Source organism: Stappia sp., assembly GCF_965276915.1.
Taxonomy (GTDB): Bacteria; Pseudomonadota; Alphaproteobacteria; order Rhizobiales; family Stappiaceae; genus Stappia.
The window spans coordinates 4,088,064-4,103,798 of record NZ_OZ255709.1 but is presented as its reverse complement, the minus strand read 5'-3'; the positions used below and the strand labels follow the sequence as shown (position 1 = coordinate 4,103,798).

The following is a 15,735-nucleotide window of genomic DNA, read 5'->3' as shown; positions in this document are numbered from 1 at the left end:
AGGAGGTTGTCTTGCGCTTTTCCTCGCCGCTCGTCTCCGGCCGTCTCGTCAAGCGCTACAAGCGCTTCCTCGCCGATGTCATCCTCGACGAGGGCGGGGAGGCTGTCACCGCGCATTGCGCCAATCCCGGCTCCATGCTCGGCCTCAAGGACGAGGGATCGCGGGTCTGGCTGTCGCGGTCCGACAACCCGGCGCGCAAGCTGAAATTCTCCTGGGAGATCGTCGAGGCGGACGGCGCGCTCGTCGGCATCAACACCGCGCATCCCAACGGGCTGGTGGAAGAGGCGCTGAGAGCGGGCCTGGTGCCGGAACTGGCCGGGTTCACCGGCCTGCGCCGCGAGGTCAAGTACGGCAAGAACTCGCGCATCGACATCCTGCTGGAACAGGGCGAGGGCGGCCCGCCGGCCTATGTCGAGGTGAAGAATGTCCACCTGATGCGCGAGGCGGGGCTGGCGGAGTTTCCCGATTCCGTCACCGCGCGCGGCGCCAAGCATCTGGTGGAGATGGGCGACATGGTCGAACAGGGCGCGCGCGCCGCGATGGTCTATCTCGTCCAGCGGCCGGACTGCGACCGGCTGTCTTTTGCGCGCGACCTCGACCCTGCCTATGCGGCGGCCTTCGACGCGGCGCGGGCGCGCGGTGTCGAGGCCTATGCGATCGGCTGCCGGGTCACATGCGAGGAGATCGTTGCCGAGCGGACCGTCAGGCTTCTGGCCTGAGGCGCTGGCGCGACCACGTCAGCCTCAGGCGATGCCTTCGCCGCCCTGCTGCACGACGATGGGCGTGTCGTTCGGCACGCGCGCGGCAAGGTCGATGACGTCCTGGTTGAGCAGGCGCACGCAACCGGAAGAGACCGCCTTGCCGATGGTCCAGGCTTCCATCGTGCCGTGAATGCGGTAGATGGTGTCGCGACCGCCCTCGAAGATGTAAAGCGCGCGGGCGCCGAGCGGGTTGTCGAGGCCCGGCTCCATGCCGTTGCGATACGGCTCGAGTTCCGGCTGGCGGGCGATCATCTCGGCCGGCGGCGTCCAGCGCGGCCAGGCACGCTTGTAGGCGATGCGGGCCCGTCCGCCCCACGAGAAGCCGGCGCGGCCGATGCCGACGCCGTAGCGCAGCGCCTGGCCGTTTTCCATCACCAGATAGAGGAACCGGTTGGGCGTATCGACGATAAGGGTGCCGGCGCGCTCCGAAGTGGAGTAGGGCACGACCTGGCGGAAATAGACAGGGTCGACCTTGCGCAGGTCGACCGCCGGCACAGGGAACTTCTCCTGGGGCATGGCCGCGTACATCTGCAGATAGTACGGGTCGATGGCCGGCGCCGCGGGGGCAACGCCCATGGTCTGCAGGCGCGGGTTCGAGCCAGTGCTCTGGCAGCCCGCAAGCGCAAGCGAACCAAGGCCGACGAGCAGGCTGCGGCGGCTGAGCGGGCCGGAGCCTGAAAGCCGCGAGCCTTTGTGGAGGGCGCCGGTGCGCCGCAAATCGAGATCCTGTGTCATGGCGCCGTTATAGGCTGAGAAATTGCGCCAAAATATGGGCACATCCTCACTTTCCCGCGAGCGCAAGGCAGCCTTGCGCAGAGCGGGAAGCTTCGCCTTTCGCAGGCACGTCCGCGCGCGTCGCCGGAAGCGCCGCCGCCGCGACGTCAACCCTGGGTGTTGGTGGAAATCGGCGGCTGGAACTGCCAACCCATGTCCCAGGGGAAATAGATCCAGGTATCCTGGGAAACTTCCGTCACGAACGTGTCGACAAGGGGGCGGCCCATCGGCTTGGCATAGACGGTGGCGAAATGCGCGTCCGGCAGCATCTCGCGCACGACGCGCGCGGTCTTGCCGGTGTCGACGAGATCGTCGATCACCAGAACGCTCGATCCCTTGCCCGCATTGAGGTCGATGACGTTGTGATCGACCGGCTTGATCACCTCCAGGGCGCCTTGCGATTCGTAGTCGTGATAGGAGGCGACGCAGACCGTCTCGATCATCCGGATGCCGAGTTCCCGGGCAACGATCGCCGCCGGCACGAGGCCGCCACGGGTGATGCAAACGATGGCTTCCCACTTGCCCTGGCTCGACAGGCGCCAGGCGAGGGCGCGGCAGTCGCGGTGGAACTGGTCCCAGGAGACGGGAAAGGCTTTCGGGGGTTGCGGGTTTTCCATGCGGGTCGGTCCTGTTCGGTCGGTCATGTGGTCAGGTGGCTGCGGCGACGGCCTCGATGGCGGAACGCACGGCCGCGCCGGCGCGTTCGAGGAGCTCCGTGTCGCGGGAACGCACCACGACCTGGGTGGAGAAGCGCCCGTCGATCGAGCGCGGATAGGATCCGATCAGGACGCCGGGATGGGCCTCCTGGATCTCGCGCAGCGCGCCGGCGACGCGGCTTTCGGGAAGATCCGCGTCGACGGCCAGCGAATGCATCTTCGCGCCGGTGCGCAGGGTCGGGGCGATCGCGTCGAGCATGGCCTGCATGATTGCCGGTACGCCGGCCATCACATGCACATTGCCGATGCGGAAGCCCGGCGCCTTCGACACGGAGTTCTCGATCAGGTCCGCCCCTTGCGGAATGCGGGCCATGCGGGCCCGGGCCTCGGTCAACTGGCCCTCCGGATAGAAGGCGGTGAGAATGGCGATCGCGCGCGGGTCGTGGTCGATGGGAACGTTGAATGCCCTGGCGATGGAATCGGCGGTGATGTCGTCATGGGTGGGGCCGATGCCGCCGGAGGTGAAGACATAGGTGTAGCGGGCGCTGAGCGCGCGCACCGCCTCGACAATGCGCTCCTCGATATCCGGAACGATGCGCACTTCCGACAGCTCGATGCCGATGGCGGTGAGGTATTCGGCAAGGTAGCCGATATTCTTGTCCTTGGTCCGGCCCGAGAGGATCTCGTCGCCGATGACGAGAAAGCCAGCCGTGACAATGTCCGACACCTGGTCAGCACTCATGCCGATCCGCCCCTTCGTGTTTCGCAGGCGATCATGCGCCTGGCCTGCCGTCTGGCCCTCCGCACGCTCAACCGGCGGCGGGAGGTCGCCATCCATATAGCCAATCGAGCCGCGCGAGAAGCCGTTCGGCGGGCAATCCCCGCATGACGGCGTCACGGGCCAGCGCCATCGGTCCGCTCATGTGATAGACGCGGTCGTTGGCGCGGGCCAGCCGGAGCACCTTGTCGGCCCGGTTCTGGCGCTCCGCCTGATAGGCGCGCAAGGCCTGCGGCACGTCGGCGATCCCGTCGATGGCGCGGGCCAGCGCCTCGCCGTCCTCGATCGACATGCCCGCGCCCTGTGCCGCGAAAGGCAGCATCGCATGCGCGGCATCGCCCATCAGCGCGATCCGGCCGTCGACCCAGTCGGTGCCGGGGTCCATGCCGCACAGCGCCCATTTGAGCCAGGAGGGAGGCCGGGCGAGAAGATCGCGGCAGGCCGGCGGCCAGTCGGCGAAACGCGCGAGCAGCGCGTCGCGGTTCGCGGGCGCCGACCAGCGCTCTTCCTGCCAGTCCTCGCTGACCAGGGCGACCAGGTTGAACTGGCTGCCGCCGGATACCGGATAGTGAACCACATGGGCATTGGCGCCGAGCCAGAGCCCGGTGACATCGCGCCATTCTTTCGGCACGTCGTCGGCGGGGATGACCGCACGGTAGGCCGTGCGACCGCTGAACACCGCCTGGCGCAGGTTCATGACCCGCCGGCGCACGGTCGACCAGACGCCGTCGGCGCCGATCAGGCCGGCGCCTGAATGGTGGTCGACATGGGATGCGCCGCCATCGCTCGCCACCTGTTCCAGTTCGACCTTGACCGCGCCGGCATTTTGCGAGGCGTCGCGCAGTCGGGTGCCGAACCGCAGCGTGATGCCGGCCGAGGCCCTGGCGGCCTTGAGCAGGACGGACTGCAGGTCGGCCCGGTGGATCACCAGATAGGGCGCGCCGTAGCGCTGCTCGGCCTGTTCGGCGAGCGGGATTTCCGTAAGGGTGCTTCCGCTGCGGGCCGACATGATGCGGATCGCCCGGGGCGCGACCGCGTGCCGGAGCAGCGCCTCTTCAAGGCCGAGACCGCGCAGCACATGCATGGCGTTTGGAGAGAGTTGCAGTCCGGAGCCGACCGGCTCGAGCGTCGCGGCCTGCTCGATCACCGTCACCGGCCGTGCCCGGCGCGACAGGGCCAGGGCGGCCGTCAGGCCGCCTATGCCCGCGCCCGCGATGAACAGGCGGTTCGCGTCGGAACGGGACTGAGCCATTCGGCGTCTCCGGCCGCGCCCGTGCTCAGGCGGCCTCGGGGGTCCAGACGCAGTCGGACGGATTGCTCTCGCCGGCGCTCAGCGCGGAACTGAAACGGTAGAGCGTGGAGCAGTAGGGACAGACGATCTCGTTGTCGTCGCCCATGTCGAGAAAGACATGAGGATGATCGAAGGGCGGGCGTGCGCCGATGCACTGGAATTCCTTCGCGCCGATCTCGATCGCGTCGTGGCCGCGGTCGTTCTGGAAGTGGGGGATTGCAGCATGCGCCATCGCATTTGTCCGTCGTTTCTTGAGTCCCTTGAGATTTGGCGGACCATACGCAGGAAGGACGGGTTTGAACAGTGGGAAGTCGCCGTATCCCGGCGCGCGGGCATGGTGTCGCGGGACGATGGCGTGCGCATGCCGCATGAAGGAGAGGGGTGCGCCTGGCGGCACGGTGCGCGCGGGGCTTTTCATCGCGGCCCTGTCAAACTATCGTAGGCCTCTGTCCGTTTTACGTTTACGTCAAGGTAATCTTGCAATGCCCCATTTCGAGTCCGCCGACCTGCGCCTTTCCTACCTGGATGAGGGGCGGGGCGAGCCCATCCTGCTGATCCACGGGTTTGCCTCCAACAAGGAGGTGAACTGGGTGTATCCCGGCTGGGTCAAGCTGTTGACCGAGGCCGGCCGCCGGGTGATCGCCATCGACAACCGGGGTCACGGCCAAAGCCAGGGCAGCCACAGGCCGGAAGACTATGGCGCGCCGACCATGGCGGAGGATGCCCGCCGCCTGCTCGACCATCTCGACATCGCCCGCACCGACGTCATGGGCTATTCGATGGGCGCGCGGATCACGGCGTTCCTCGCCCTCAACCACCCGCAGCGGGTGCGCAGCGTCATCTTCGGCGGCCTCGGCACCGGCATGATCACCGGCGTTGGCGATCCCGAACCGATCGCCGCAGCGCTGGAGGCGGAGAAGCTGTCGGACGTGCCCGACAGGACCGGCCGGGCCTTCCGCGCCTTTGCCGAGCAGACCAATTCCGACCGGCTGGCGCTGGCCGCCTGCATGCGCTCCTCGCGCCAGAAGATCAGCGCGGAGGAGGTCTCGCGGATTTCCCAACCCGCCCTCGTGGCGATCGGCACCAAGGACGATATCGCGGGATCCGCCAGCGGGCTCGCCCGGCTGATGCCCCGTGCGGAGGTGCTCGACATCCCCGACCGCGATCACATGGTCGCCGTGGGCGACAAGGTCTACAAGGCCGGCGCGCTGCGCTTCCTGGAGACTGTCTCGCGGGGCGGAGTGGCATGAGCGGGCGCATCGCCGAGTTCACCGGCGACTTCACGGGCGAGTTCACCGGCGCGGACGGCAACCGGCTCGTCGCCGACCGGTTCGGCGCGGCGGGGCGGCCGGTGCTGCTGCTGCATGGCGGCGGCCAGACCCGGCATGCCTGGGACGCGACCGGCACGCGGCTGGCGCAGCGCGGCTTCCAGGCCTGGTGCATGGACCAGCGCGGCCATGGCGACAGCGACTGGGTGGAAAGCGGCGCCTATGACTTTAGCGATTTCGCCCGCGACGTGGTCGCCGTTTCCGAGCGCATCAAGAGTGACACCGGAGCCCGTCCGATCGCCATCGGCGCCTCGCTCGGCGGCATTGCCTCGCTGCTGGCGGAGGGGCGGCTGCAGGCGGGCGCGCTGTCGGCGCTGGTGCTTGTCGACATCACGCCGCGCATGGATCCCTCGGGCGTCAACAAGGTGATCTCCTTCATGTCGGACCGGATCGAGAACGGCTTCGCGAGCGTGGAGGAGGCGGCCGATGCGATTGCCCGCTACCTGCCGCACCGCAAGCGGCCGAGCAGTCTCGACGGGCTCGCCAAGAACCTGCGGCGACATGCGGATGGCCGCTACCGGTGGCATTGGGACCCGCGCTTCCTGGGCGGGCACCACGACCGCGAGGTCGAACCGCATCACATCGAGGATGAACTGGTGGCAGCCGCGCGGACGCTCAAGCTTCCGGTGCTGCTGGTGCGCGGGGGACGCTCGGAACTGGTGAGCGACCACCATGTCGAGGAGTTCATGACCCTCGTGCCGCATGCCCAGTATGCCGATGTGGAAGGGGCCGGCCACATGGTCGCCGGGGACCGCAACGATGCTTTCGCCGGCGCCGTGGTCCGCTTCCTCGACCAGCTCAAGGCCGCCTGAGAGCGACCGCTCCCAACCTGTCCCCAGTCTCCCGCGAGCGTGGCCGGCAGGTGCCGGCGCGGGCAATCACGTTCGCCTCGGTGGCGGCCCGGAGACATTTCCTGTGTGGTGCAGGATCGGGTCCGCGCTGTCGCGGCTTCGGTTTGATTTTTTCTTTTTTGGCAATTGTTTACATGGTTAATCGAAAGTTAATTCGAAGAGCGCGGACGTGCTGAAGCATTGCCTTAGAAAAGCTCTTCAAGGTACTTGTTTGAAAGAAAATTCAGGCGCTTTTAAACCGGTTTCTCCGGTTCGTGCTGACAATCCGATTCAAGCGCTTCGCAAAGAGAATCAAGCAGCAGACTGCGGCATGGAATCAGGCGCGGGAGCCGCCGTCAAGCACGGGAAGGCGGCGTTTCGACCGCGGGCGGACGGCCCGTTCCGGGGTATCTGGTTTCACGCTGCAAGGAGTCGGTTAACGAAATGACTCCGGCGCGCGAGTGTCCCCGTTATCCCCGAAAGGAGCGGCCTGGTTTCGGACCTGGGTCCCGACCCTAGCTGCCGGTGAAGCGGGGGGCGCGTTTGTCCATGAAGGCCGTGCGGCCTTCGGCGAAGTCCGCGCTTTCGAAGCAGGCATCGGCCAGCGCCTGGCAGGTGGCAAGGTCGGCGGGCGAGAGGCGCGCGGTCAGTGCATCGATGCCGGCCTTTGCTGCCCTCAGTGTCAGCGGCGCGCCGTGTGCGACGGCCTGTGCCAGCTCCCGCGTCGCCTGCTCCAGGGGCGTCTCCGTCGCCAGCGCGTCGACGATGCCGAGGCCCTGTGCCTCGGACGCGCCGAACTGGCGCGCGGTGAAGAATATCAGCTTGGCGCGCGAGGGCCCGACGAGGCGGACGACGTCGGCGATGGCCGATGGCGGATAGCCGACGCCGAGCCGGGCGGCGGGAATGCCGAAACGCGCGGTCGCATCGGCGATGCGCAGGTCGCAGGCGGCGGCGAGGGCGAAGCCGCCGCCCAGGCAGAAGCCGCGCACCATCGCGATCGTCGGCAGGGTGGCCTCGCGCAGCGCGTCGAAAGCGGCCACGTTGGCGGCCTCGTAGGCGCGCGCGGAAGCGGCATCGCGGCGCACGGTCTCGAACTCCGAGATATCCGCCCCGGCAACGAATGTGTCGCTCCCTGCGCCGCGCAGCACGATCACCCGCAAGCCGGGATCGGCGCAAAGCCTTGCCACGGCCTCGGGTATCGCCGCCCACATGGCGAGGGTGAGTGCATTGCGGCGGGGCTCGTTGTCGATGACGATCCAGCCGATCTGTCCCTCGGTCTCGATGCGGACACGCCCGGCGACGGCGGTGTCCCGCGTCCGGGTCGATGCAGTGTTGGCGTCGGTGTCCGCTGCCGGTGTCGTCATGTCGGTCTCCTCAAGGCCGGGCTGCCGGGAATGCCCGCAAGGGCGCTTGTTGCAATGTCGCGCGAACCAGTCCATTCGCCGCCCGTATCAGGAGCGCGCATTCGTGAACGAAAGAGGTTTCCGCGACGGCCACAAGCCCGCTTGACCTATGGCCATCCTTCCTTACATCGCTGTAAGATGTTGTCCATGACGAGTGCTTGAAACGGACCGCCAGACCGACCCGGATGTGGCCGGCGGCGGGTCCACAAGGAGGCAGGCATGCCGCAATCCACCCCCCTTACGGACGCAGCCCCCCTGGCGCGCCACGATCCCGTGTGGGATCGCCTGCGCGATGAAGCGGAGGCGATGGTCCGGTGCGAACCGGCGCTCGCGTCCTTCGCCTACGAGACCGTACTCAATCACGACCGCCTCGAGGAGGCGGTGGTGCACCGGCTGGCCGACCGGCTCGGCCATGTCGTGGTGTCGCCGTCGCTGATCCGCCAGACCTATCTGGAGGCGCTTGTCGACAGCCGCGAGATCGCCGAGGCGTTCCGTGTCGATCTCGTCGCCGTCTACGACCGCGATCCGGCCTGCACCCGGTTCCTCGAGCCGCTGCTCTATTTCAAGGGGTTCCACGCGCTGCAGACCCACCGGCTGGCCAACTGGCTGTGGCGGCGCGGGCGCAAGGATTTCGCCCTCTACCTGCAGAGCCGCTCCTCGGAGACGTTCCAGGTCGACATCCACCCGGCGGTTCCCGTTGGCGTGGGCGTCTTCATGGACCATGCCACCGGTATCGTGGTCGGTGCGACCGCCCAGATCGGCGACAATGTCTCGATCCTGCAGAACGTGACGCTGGGCGGCACGGGCAAGGAAGAGGGCGACCGGCACCCGAAGATCCGCAACGGGGTGCTGGTGGGCGCGGGTGCGAAGGTGCTCGGCAATATCGAGATCGGCCACTGCTCGAAGATCGCCTCGGGCTCGGTGGTGCTGACCGACGTGCCGGCCAACTCGACCGTGGCCGGCGTGCCGGCGCGCGTGGTCGGGGCGGCAGGCTGTGCCGAGCCGTCGCGCACGATGAACCAGCTGCTCGCCTCGGAAGAGGGCGGCGGCGCCGGCTGAGGCGACCGCGATTGCCGGTTTTTGCCATGGCTTGGGGAAAAGGCGCGCCTTTTCCCTTGGTTCGTGCGCGTGATTGTGTAGGGTCCAGCTTCACGGATGCCAGCCTTGCCGCCCCTCCGGCGGGCTGGTCCGGAGCCGGCAATACTCGGCCACCGTTCCGTTTCGCGTTCGCGAACGGGGCGGTCCCGCCCGTCGCCGACCGGGACAATCCGAAACCGCATCGAAGAAGAACCGTCCCGCCACCGTGACGGTCGCCGAAAGGAGCCTTTCGTGAAGCCTGACGAGATCCGCAAGCTCGAAGCCTACCTCCAGAAGAAATTCGAGCTGCAGAAGCTTGTCGTCCGGGCGCGGCCGAAGAAGGACGATTCCGCCGAGGTCTATATCGGCGACGAGTTCATCGGCGTCATCTACCGCGACGATGATGACGACGACGACCTGAGCTGGAACTTCCAGATGGCCATCCTGTCCTACGATATCGACGAGGGCTGAGCGCCTGACGAAAGGCCTCCCGTCCGTGACGGGAGCGCCACTTGAACACGGAACGAAAACGGGCGACGCGGCATGCGGGCGCCCGTTTTTTTATGCGCAAGGCGGTGATGTGGGGCCGCCTCAGGAGGCGGCTTCCGGCCGGAACGAGGCGACCAGCCCGGTCACCGCGGCATCCATGTCGCGCCAGTGTTCGAGCAGGGCCTGGCGGAAGCGGTAGGTGACGAAGAGGCCCGGGGCGACGCGAATGCTTCGCTCGCAATTGGCGGCAAGGGCGGCATCGCGCGGGGTGAAGCAGCGCGCGGCGAAGAGCGTGCCTCCCTCGGCGCGGTGGGCGACGAAACCGGTGCCGCTTTCCGCATCTCCCGGCAGGGGCAACAGGGCAAGGCCCGCCGGGCCGGGCAGCGGCTCGCCGGAGGCCAGCGACATCCACACACGTTCGAGGCGCTCGCTGGTGTTCATCTCCGGCAGCGTTCCGGTGGCGGTGGCGCCGATCAGCATGACCGGCGAACGGTCGCCGGAATCCGCGAAGAGGCGGGCGTTGAATTCACTGTAGCCGTCCATGGACGGCCAGAGCACCGCCAGGCTGAGACGCTCGACGGGGCCGCCGGCAATGCGCTCCTCGACCCGGCGCATCAGGTTCGCCGGAACCTTGAGGCTGACGGAACCGAGCTGCACGGGCACCCGGTCGGCGCTTTCGCTCCAGCCGGAGGGCGCGCGGGTGTAGTTCATCCACTTGCCGACCGTGTGCACGACGAGGGCCGTGCCGGCAAGCGCCAGAGCCAGAACCATCGGGGTGAAGTGCCGGGCGCGCATTCCCGTTCCGCTCGGCAGGATCAGCGGCATCATCCGCGCGCTCCTGCTGCAGGACCGGTGTCCCGGCGGCTCGCCTTGCTGTCCCGTCGCGGGACAGGTGTCCCGTTTTGTCGCGGGACGAGGGGCAGTGCGCTCGCCATTTTATGGTTACCAGTCCGTTAATGGGGTTGCGGAAACGGCATGCAATTTGCTGGAACAGAACCCGAGTTCAAGTTTAAGGTCCCAGAACATTGGTTAACGGGGGGTTAACGGCATCATGAGCGAACTGGCACTGGCTGCCTATCTCGGCTGCGCGGGCTTTGTGATTTCCGGAATCACCGGCAGTTTCTATCAGTTGGTGACGGGTGAACCCTTGCGGTTCAATATTTCGGTCGAGACCTGGATCAAGGGCGTCATGTCCTGCGTTCTGTGTGTCTTTGCCGGACCGTTCATCATCATGCGTAACGCGATTCGCGGACGGCGTATCGAGCAGCGACCGCTTGGCTGGCTTGTCGCGTCCTCCACCATCGCCGGAATGTGGAGCCTGTGCTCCGGCGTGATGGTGGTGCATTTCATGCTCGTTGTGATGCTGTAGACTGGCGGTCCGCGAGCCGGACCGATGCCGGCTCGCCTGTTGCCCGGCCATCGCTGCCGGCCCCACCCCGTGTCCGACCAAATGCGAGTTCCCGCCATGACGACCTACCGCCTCGACGACCGTATTCCCGTGACGCCGGCCGATGGCGACTTCTGGATCGCGCCGGACGCGGCGGTGATCGGCGCTGTGATCCTGGAGCGGGCGGCGAGCGTGTGGTTCGGCGCGACCCTGCGCGGCGACAACGAGACGATCACCATTGGCGAAGGCTCCAACGTGCAGGACGGCTGCGTGCTGCATACCGACATGGGCTTTCCGCTCGACATCGGGCGCAACTGCACCATCGGCCACAAGGCGATCCTGCATGGTTGCACGATCGGCGAGAACAGCCTTGTCGGCATGGGCGCGACGGTGCTGAACGGCGCGAGGATCGGCCGCAACTGCATTGTGGGTGCGAATGCGCTGGTCGCCGAGGGCAAGGACATCCCCGACAATTCCCTCGTCGTCGGCATGCCGGGCCGGGTGGTGCGGGCGCTCGACGAGGAAGCGGTGCGGGGCCTTGTCGCCTCGGCCGAGGCCTATGTGCGCAACTGGCGCCGCTTCAAGGCGGGTCTTGCGCCGGTCGGCGGCTGAGCCAACACCTCCTTTTGCAAAAAAAATGGCCGGCCCCCTTTTGACAGGGGACCGGCCGGGCAACCCGACCCGGCGTGTGTGGGGGAGGGGGATGGGCCTGGTTGCTTAGGTGTCGGGCGCAAACAATGTCCCGCAGGCCGTCTCCGGGGAGACGGAAGCTTGTCGGGTCCGGCGGAGCCCGCCGGATCCGGAGTGTCTCGTCATGGCGGCAAGGGCCGCTCTGTCCTTTCGTCCTGGCGCGGCCTCGCGCGCAAACTGGGTGAGGCCTCGCCCGACCTTGCCTTAATCGGCAAGGCTGGCGACGGTGCTGGTCCGGCGATCCGAGATCGCGGCCCATTTCGCCGGGCTCTTCACAGACTGGCGTTTGACGAAGCGATAGGGCGCCGAATACCAGGGCAGGACGGCCTCGATCTGGTTGTCGAGAATGACGTCGCCCTGATCGGTGCGCACCGTCAGCACCGCGTGCCCCGCGTTGTTGGTGTCCTTGACCACGGTGATGAGCAGGGCGCTTTTCGGCCAACCGCGCCGGACCAGCACGCGCTGCTTCTCCAGCACGTATTCCTCGCAGTCGCCGACGCCGTCGCTCGGATAGGTCCAGTATTCCTCGACGCCGAACAGTTCGATGTCGGTAACCGGCCGGACCCGCTTGTTGACCTCGGCATTGACCGCGATCAGTTCGTTCCAGCGGTCGCGGTCGAGCTTCACGACCACCGCGCCGCCCTTTCCGGTCCTGCATTCATCGGGGTTCTCCCGACAGAAGCCGATATGACCGACGGGGGCTTTGGCTGCGGCGCCGACATCCATGAAACGGCCGGCCCGCTGATCCGCCAATGCGGCATCGGCGGAGAGCATGGCAGCGGCCATGCCCAACGCCACGGCAATATACTTCAGTTTGTTTGTTGTCTTTGTCATGTCTTCATCCCTTCCCCAAGGTTGAAGACACAATGGCAGTACGATTTTTATCCTGATCTAAGGTGCGTTGTTGGATTTGAAGTGAAGTGAATTCAAATAAACATCAAGTTTTATCTTGTTTTTATTTGATTTTTATCTTGATTTGAGTAAAATTTTATCGATCGCTCGGCGCAGAGCGAAAAAGCGCAGAAATGCGCGCTTTCTCGCTCTCGGCCTGGTTTGTCCGCAACAAGGAGAGGAGGGCATCAAGGCATGCCGAGGCCTCGATCCGGACGACCATGGGGGCGTTGCCGCCGGGCGGTTTTCGGGAGATTTTTTTTCAGGAACGAGCGGATTGGGGCGGGCTTGGGCGTGCCGGGCAAGGGATCGCCACAAGTTGCGGCTCGAAAAGCGGGCGCGCCGGTTCCGGTCCGCCGGCGTCAGGCCGAACGACAAGAGAGACGTTCCGGAGGGGGCGGTCCTTGCGGCGGCCGTTTCGGGCACGGTTTCGAACCGGACCTCAGGCGCCCGCCGGGAAAGTCACGGAAGCTGTAACGTGAAAACCCTGCGGGCCATGCGGGCGGGGCCGGCAAGACGGGCCACCCGCAAGACGGGCCAAAAAAGCGCGACGCCGCCCGGCAAACTCGCGCAAGCGACCTGTCTCGCCGGAGGGGGCGCCGGATTCGGCTTTCAGGAGCGCGGTCGGCGTATCAGGAAATGTGCTGTTCGAGCAGGGAGCGGTTCTGGATATGCGCGAACTCGACGGCGATGCCGTCTTCGGTGTGGCGAACCACACGGGCGCGCATCTTGCCGATCCCGATCGCCAGGCCGATTTCGGGCCTCACATCGGTCTTCAGCGAGGCGCCCGACAGCGACACGTCGATGATGCGCGACTTGTAGCTGCGCCCGTCGTCCAGAACGATTTGCGTGAACGGGTTTTTCGGCGTGAAGCGGTCGTGGCGACGGTCTTCCGGAAGGTTCAGGACGTCGCGGTTGACCAGCCAGGTCAGCACATTGGCGAGCTTGTCGCGCTTGCGCAGCGGCGCGTTGATGCGAATGGCGAAGCCGCCCTCGATCTCGCGCACGACCTCGCCTTCGATACGGCCGATATGGTCGATATAGGCGATGACGCGCTCACCGATACGGGCACTGACGGGCGCGATCAGCGCGGCGCCGCCGGGCGACATGTCGATGATCTGGCACGGATACTCGCGACGGTCTTCAAGCATGAAGCGGCCAAGGATATTGACCGGGACGCGTGCATGCCGGCGAAGGTCAAGTTGCTTCGCTGCGGCAGCCGTCATGTATGTGAGTGCCGTGGCTTGCGCCATCCGTCATCGACCTTCCCTGGAGCACAACGGCACGACATGCCGCGTGAACACTGCAATTGGGAAGATAGGGAGCGACAGTTAACACTTGGTAAGTGCAACCCGTCTCGGCGGTGCTTCCGTCAAGACTTCCCGCCCTCGATGACTGTCAGATGCTGTACCTGGCGGGCATTGGCCGCGACCGGCAGCGCGGTGATGGCCTGGATCGCCGAGGAATGGCGGCCAAGCTGGGGGACGGGGCTGGTGGCGACATTGCCGCGCATGCTGAGGAAGGCGGGCCGCTCGTCCGGCCAGATGAGGCGGACGCTCTTCACGGTCTGCGAAAGAATCGGATGCATGCCGGCCCAGTACGGCTGCTCGAGCGCGACGCAGGACCCCAGCACCCGGCTGCACCCCTCGCCGGGAATGTGCAGTGGCAGAAGCAGCATCTCCATGTCGACGCTCTGCTTGCGCTCGGTGTAGCCGCTGATGCCGATCACCGCGGCCGCGGCATCCTCGGTCACGGCGGCGAGCAGCGTGCCGAGCGCTTCGTGGTCTTCCGGGGACCAGCCGCGCAGGATGTTGCGGTTCTTCAGCTCGCGGCAGTGCAGGGCGCACAGGCGCGTCCCGGCAAGACGGTAGCGATAGGTCGCGCGGTCGACCAGCTCCAGGATGAACGTGTCACCGAGCACGCTGCGGATACGCGCCGGCTCGATCTCGCTGCGATCGGGAGCGGGGCGGGTGTCGCGCAGCCCGTCCCAATACTCGTACAGCCGCTGTGTGACCGGATGTTTCATCGTGTTCCTCGCCCCCCTGGCCGCGTGAACGGCGTTCTGTGCGGCCGCGTGCATTTGCGGGACTTCAGCCACCGGAGATGTCCGAATTCGGGACACTTGCGGCGGCTTCCGCGTTTCCTGGGGGATACGAAGCAGGCGGCATGCCAAGCAGTTGAGCGTTTCCGTTAACCTGTCATTAGGGTTAACGAAGGGTAGCGATTGCCGTAGAGGTGGATAACTGCGCAAGATCGGGCAGTTGGTGAATACAAGCTTACCTGCACCGTAGATGGAACTGACCTCGACTTGCCGGGCGGGCGCGCAAAGCGCCTTGCCGGCCCTACTTGAAACCGTCCGGATCGCGCCCGTTGCGCGGCGGACGGTTTTTTCTTGCCCGTCGGCACGACCTTTTGTCAGATCGCGAGCAGGGGCTATCTTGACTGGGACCTGGATCGGGCCGATGTGAGCCGGGGCGGCATCCGGAATCGGGACAGGTTCCGGGCAACCGTTTCGTGCCGACACAACACTGCGTTGACGCCAAGGACCCTCATGCTCGATCCCGTGACCAAGGACGACCCGGAGCGGATGCTGACGCCGCCGCCGCCGCCACCCGCCGAACCGATCTTCAATCTCCCGCGCGTGGTCTCGACGCTGGCGATGCTGCTGATCGCGATCCATCTCATGGCGACCTACATGCTGTCGCAGGACGGCCGCTTCGAACTGCTCGTGACCTTCGGCTTTCTGCCCTTGCGCTACCTGCCGGACGCCGTTGCCCAGTACCAGCTGCCTGGCGGCGAGGCCGCGCTTGTGTGGACCTTCCTCACCTATGCCTTCCTGCATGGCGGATGGGGGCATCTCTTCGTCAACGTGATGTGGATGGCCGTGTTCGGCAGCGCGGTCGCCCGGCGCTTCGGTACGCTGCGCTTCCTGCTTCTGTCGGCGGTGTGCGCCGTCGCTGGCGCCGGCCTGCACCTTGCGATGCATTTCGGCGAGACGGTGCCGATGATCGGGGCCTCGGCGGCGATTTCCGGGCAGATGGCGGCGGCGACGCGGTTCGTCTTCCAGCTCGGCGGCCCGCTCGGCGCCATGCGCCGGACGGATGCCTTCGCCTACCGGGTTCCGGCCAGTGGCGCGCTTGAGTCGCTCTCCAATCCCAAGGTGGCGATGTTCCTGCTGGTCTGGTTCGGCATCAATCTGCTGTTCGGCATCATCTCCCTGCCGATTGCCGGAGAGGGGGCAAGCATTGCCTGGGAGGCCCATATCGGCGGCTTCGTCGCCGGTTTCCTGCTGTTTCCGCTGTTCGATCCGGTGCGCCTGCGCCGGAGCTGAACGGGAGGCCCGCAAGCTTTGCCGATTGCGCCGGGGCGCGGATTTGTCA

Annotated in this window: 18 protein-coding genes; 8 read left to right on the top strand and 10 right to left on the bottom strand. The window is 66.4% G+C overall.

What is annotated here, in order from left to right; translation table 11 throughout:
- The first annotated feature begins 11 nt into the window (after positions 1-11).
- Positions 12-719 carry a DNA/RNA nuclease SfsA gene (sfsA, locus tag ACQY46_RS19175; RefSeq protein WP_428697580.1) on the top strand — a complete coding sequence of 236 codons (708 nt, stop codon included), beginning with the start codon at positions 12-14 and terminating at the stop codon, positions 717-719.
- 24 nt (positions 720-743) lie between these two features.
- Here the strand turns inward: sfsA and ACQY46_RS19170 are convergent, their stop codons facing one another.
- The 5 genes from ACQY46_RS19170 to ACQY46_RS19150 all read right to left on the bottom strand — a co-directional run bounded on the left by ACQY46_RS19170 (position 744) and on the right by ACQY46_RS19150 (position 4,492).
- Positions 744-1,496: a L,D-transpeptidase gene (locus ACQY46_RS19170; protein ID WP_428697579.1), complete on the bottom strand. Its 753-nt coding sequence runs from the start codon at positions 1,494-1,496 to the stop codon at positions 744-746.
- 146 nt (positions 1,497-1,642) lie between these two features.
- Positions 1,643-2,152, bottom strand: coding sequence for a xanthine phosphoribosyltransferase (gene gpt, locus ACQY46_RS19165; protein WP_428697578.1), 510 nt, complete (start codon positions 2,150-2,152; stop codon positions 1,643-1,645).
- A gap of 31 nt (positions 2,153-2,183) precedes the next feature.
- On the bottom strand, positions 2,184-2,933 hold the full coding sequence (locus ACQY46_RS19160) for a competence/damage-inducible protein A (protein ID WP_428697577.1): 750 nt from the start codon (positions 2,931-2,933) through the stop codon (positions 2,184-2,186).
- Between the two features lie 67 nt (positions 2,934-3,000).
- Positions 3,001-4,221: an FAD-dependent monooxygenase gene (locus ACQY46_RS19155; protein WP_428697576.1), complete on the bottom strand. Its 1,221-nt coding sequence runs from the start codon at positions 4,219-4,221 to the stop codon at positions 3,001-3,003.
- Positions 4,222-4,246: 25 nt separating this feature from the next.
- Positions 4,247-4,492: a zinc-finger domain-containing protein gene (locus ACQY46_RS19150; protein WP_428697575.1), complete on the bottom strand. Its 246-nt coding sequence runs from the start codon at positions 4,490-4,492 to the stop codon at positions 4,247-4,249.
- 250 nt (positions 4,493-4,742) lie between these two features.
- Here ACQY46_RS19150 and ACQY46_RS19145 point away from each other — a divergent pair, with 250 nt between their 5' ends.
- Both ACQY46_RS19145 and ACQY46_RS19140 read left to right on the top strand, forming a co-directional pair.
- The gene (locus tag ACQY46_RS19145) at positions 4,743-5,510 is read left to right on the top strand and encodes an alpha/beta fold hydrolase (RefSeq protein WP_428697574.1); all 768 of its coding nucleotides are present in this window, start codon (positions 4,743-4,745) and stop codon (positions 5,508-5,510) included.
- Positions 5,507-6,400, top strand: a complete 894-nt coding sequence (locus ACQY46_RS19140; RefSeq protein WP_428697573.1) for an alpha/beta fold hydrolase — start codon at positions 5,507-5,509, stop codon at positions 6,398-6,400. Before ACQY46_RS19145 ends, ACQY46_RS19140 begins: the two co-directional genes overlap by 4 nt.
- A 533-nt stretch (positions 6,401-6,933) precedes the next feature.
- Here the strand turns inward: ACQY46_RS19140 and ACQY46_RS19135 are convergent.
- Positions 6,934-7,782 carry an enoyl-CoA hydratase gene (locus ACQY46_RS19135; RefSeq protein WP_428697572.1) on the bottom strand — a complete coding sequence of 283 codons (849 nt, stop codon included), beginning with the start codon at positions 7,780-7,782 and terminating at the stop codon, positions 6,934-6,936.
- 258 nt (positions 7,783-8,040) lie between these two features.
- On the opposite strand from ACQY46_RS19135, the gene cysE reads away from it, so the two are divergent.
- Together cysE and ACQY46_RS19125 are read left to right on the top strand one after the other, a co-directional pair.
- Positions 8,041-8,880, top strand: a complete 840-nt coding sequence (gene cysE / locus ACQY46_RS19130; RefSeq protein WP_428697571.1) for a serine O-acetyltransferase — start codon at positions 8,041-8,043, stop codon at positions 8,878-8,880.
- Positions 8,881-9,150: 270 nt separating this feature from the next.
- Positions 9,151-9,369 (top strand): DUF3126 family protein, encoded by a 219-nt coding sequence (locus ACQY46_RS19125; protein WP_306030763.1) that lies wholly within the window; start codon positions 9,151-9,153, stop codon positions 9,367-9,369.
- A 120-nt stretch (positions 9,370-9,489) separates the two neighbouring features.
- Here the strand turns inward: ACQY46_RS19125 and ACQY46_RS19120 are convergent, their stop codons facing one another.
- A complete protein-coding gene (locus ACQY46_RS19120; protein ID WP_428697570.1) occupies positions 9,490-10,215 on the bottom strand; it encodes a hypothetical protein in 726 nt (241 codons plus the stop codon).
- A gap of 223 nt (positions 10,216-10,438) precedes the next feature.
- Here ACQY46_RS19120 and ACQY46_RS19115 point away from each other — a divergent pair, with 223 nt between their 5' ends.
- Together ACQY46_RS19115 and ACQY46_RS19110 are read left to right on the top strand one after the other, a co-directional pair.
- Complete coding sequence (locus ACQY46_RS19115; protein ID WP_306030765.1) at positions 10,439-10,756, top strand: DUF6949 family protein; 318 nt, start codon at positions 10,439-10,441, stop codon at positions 10,754-10,756.
- 96 nt (positions 10,757-10,852) lie between these two features.
- The gene (locus ACQY46_RS19110; RefSeq protein WP_428697569.1) at positions 10,853-11,386 is read left to right on the top strand and encodes a gamma carbonic anhydrase family protein; all 534 of its coding nucleotides are present in this window, start codon (positions 10,853-10,855) and stop codon (positions 11,384-11,386) included.
- Between the two features lie 282 nt (positions 11,387-11,668).
- Here ACQY46_RS19110 and ACQY46_RS19105 read toward each other — a convergent pair whose 3' ends face one another.
- The 3 genes from ACQY46_RS19105 to ACQY46_RS19095 form a co-directional block, all read right to left on the bottom strand.
- Positions 11,669-12,298, bottom strand: coding sequence for a transglutaminase-like cysteine peptidase (locus ACQY46_RS19105; RefSeq protein ID WP_428697568.1), 630 nt, complete (start codon positions 12,296-12,298; stop codon positions 11,669-11,671).
- A gap of 689 nt (positions 12,299-12,987) precedes the next feature.
- Positions 12,988-13,608 (bottom strand): PilZ domain-containing protein, encoded by a 621-nt coding sequence (locus ACQY46_RS19100; RefSeq protein WP_428697567.1) that lies wholly within the window; start codon positions 13,606-13,608, stop codon positions 12,988-12,990.
- Between the two features lie 119 nt (positions 13,609-13,727).
- Positions 13,728-14,381: a PAS domain-containing protein gene (locus tag ACQY46_RS19095; protein WP_428697566.1), complete on the bottom strand. Its 654-nt coding sequence runs from the start codon at positions 14,379-14,381 to the stop codon at positions 13,728-13,730.
- A 525-nt stretch (positions 14,382-14,906) separates the two neighbouring features.
- Between ACQY46_RS19095 and ACQY46_RS19090 the strand changes: the two genes are divergently transcribed.
- Positions 14,907-15,686, top strand: coding sequence for a rhomboid family intramembrane serine protease (locus ACQY46_RS19090; protein WP_428697565.1), 780 nt, complete (start codon positions 14,907-14,909; stop codon positions 15,684-15,686).
- Positions 15,687-15,735 lie beyond the last annotated feature (49 nt).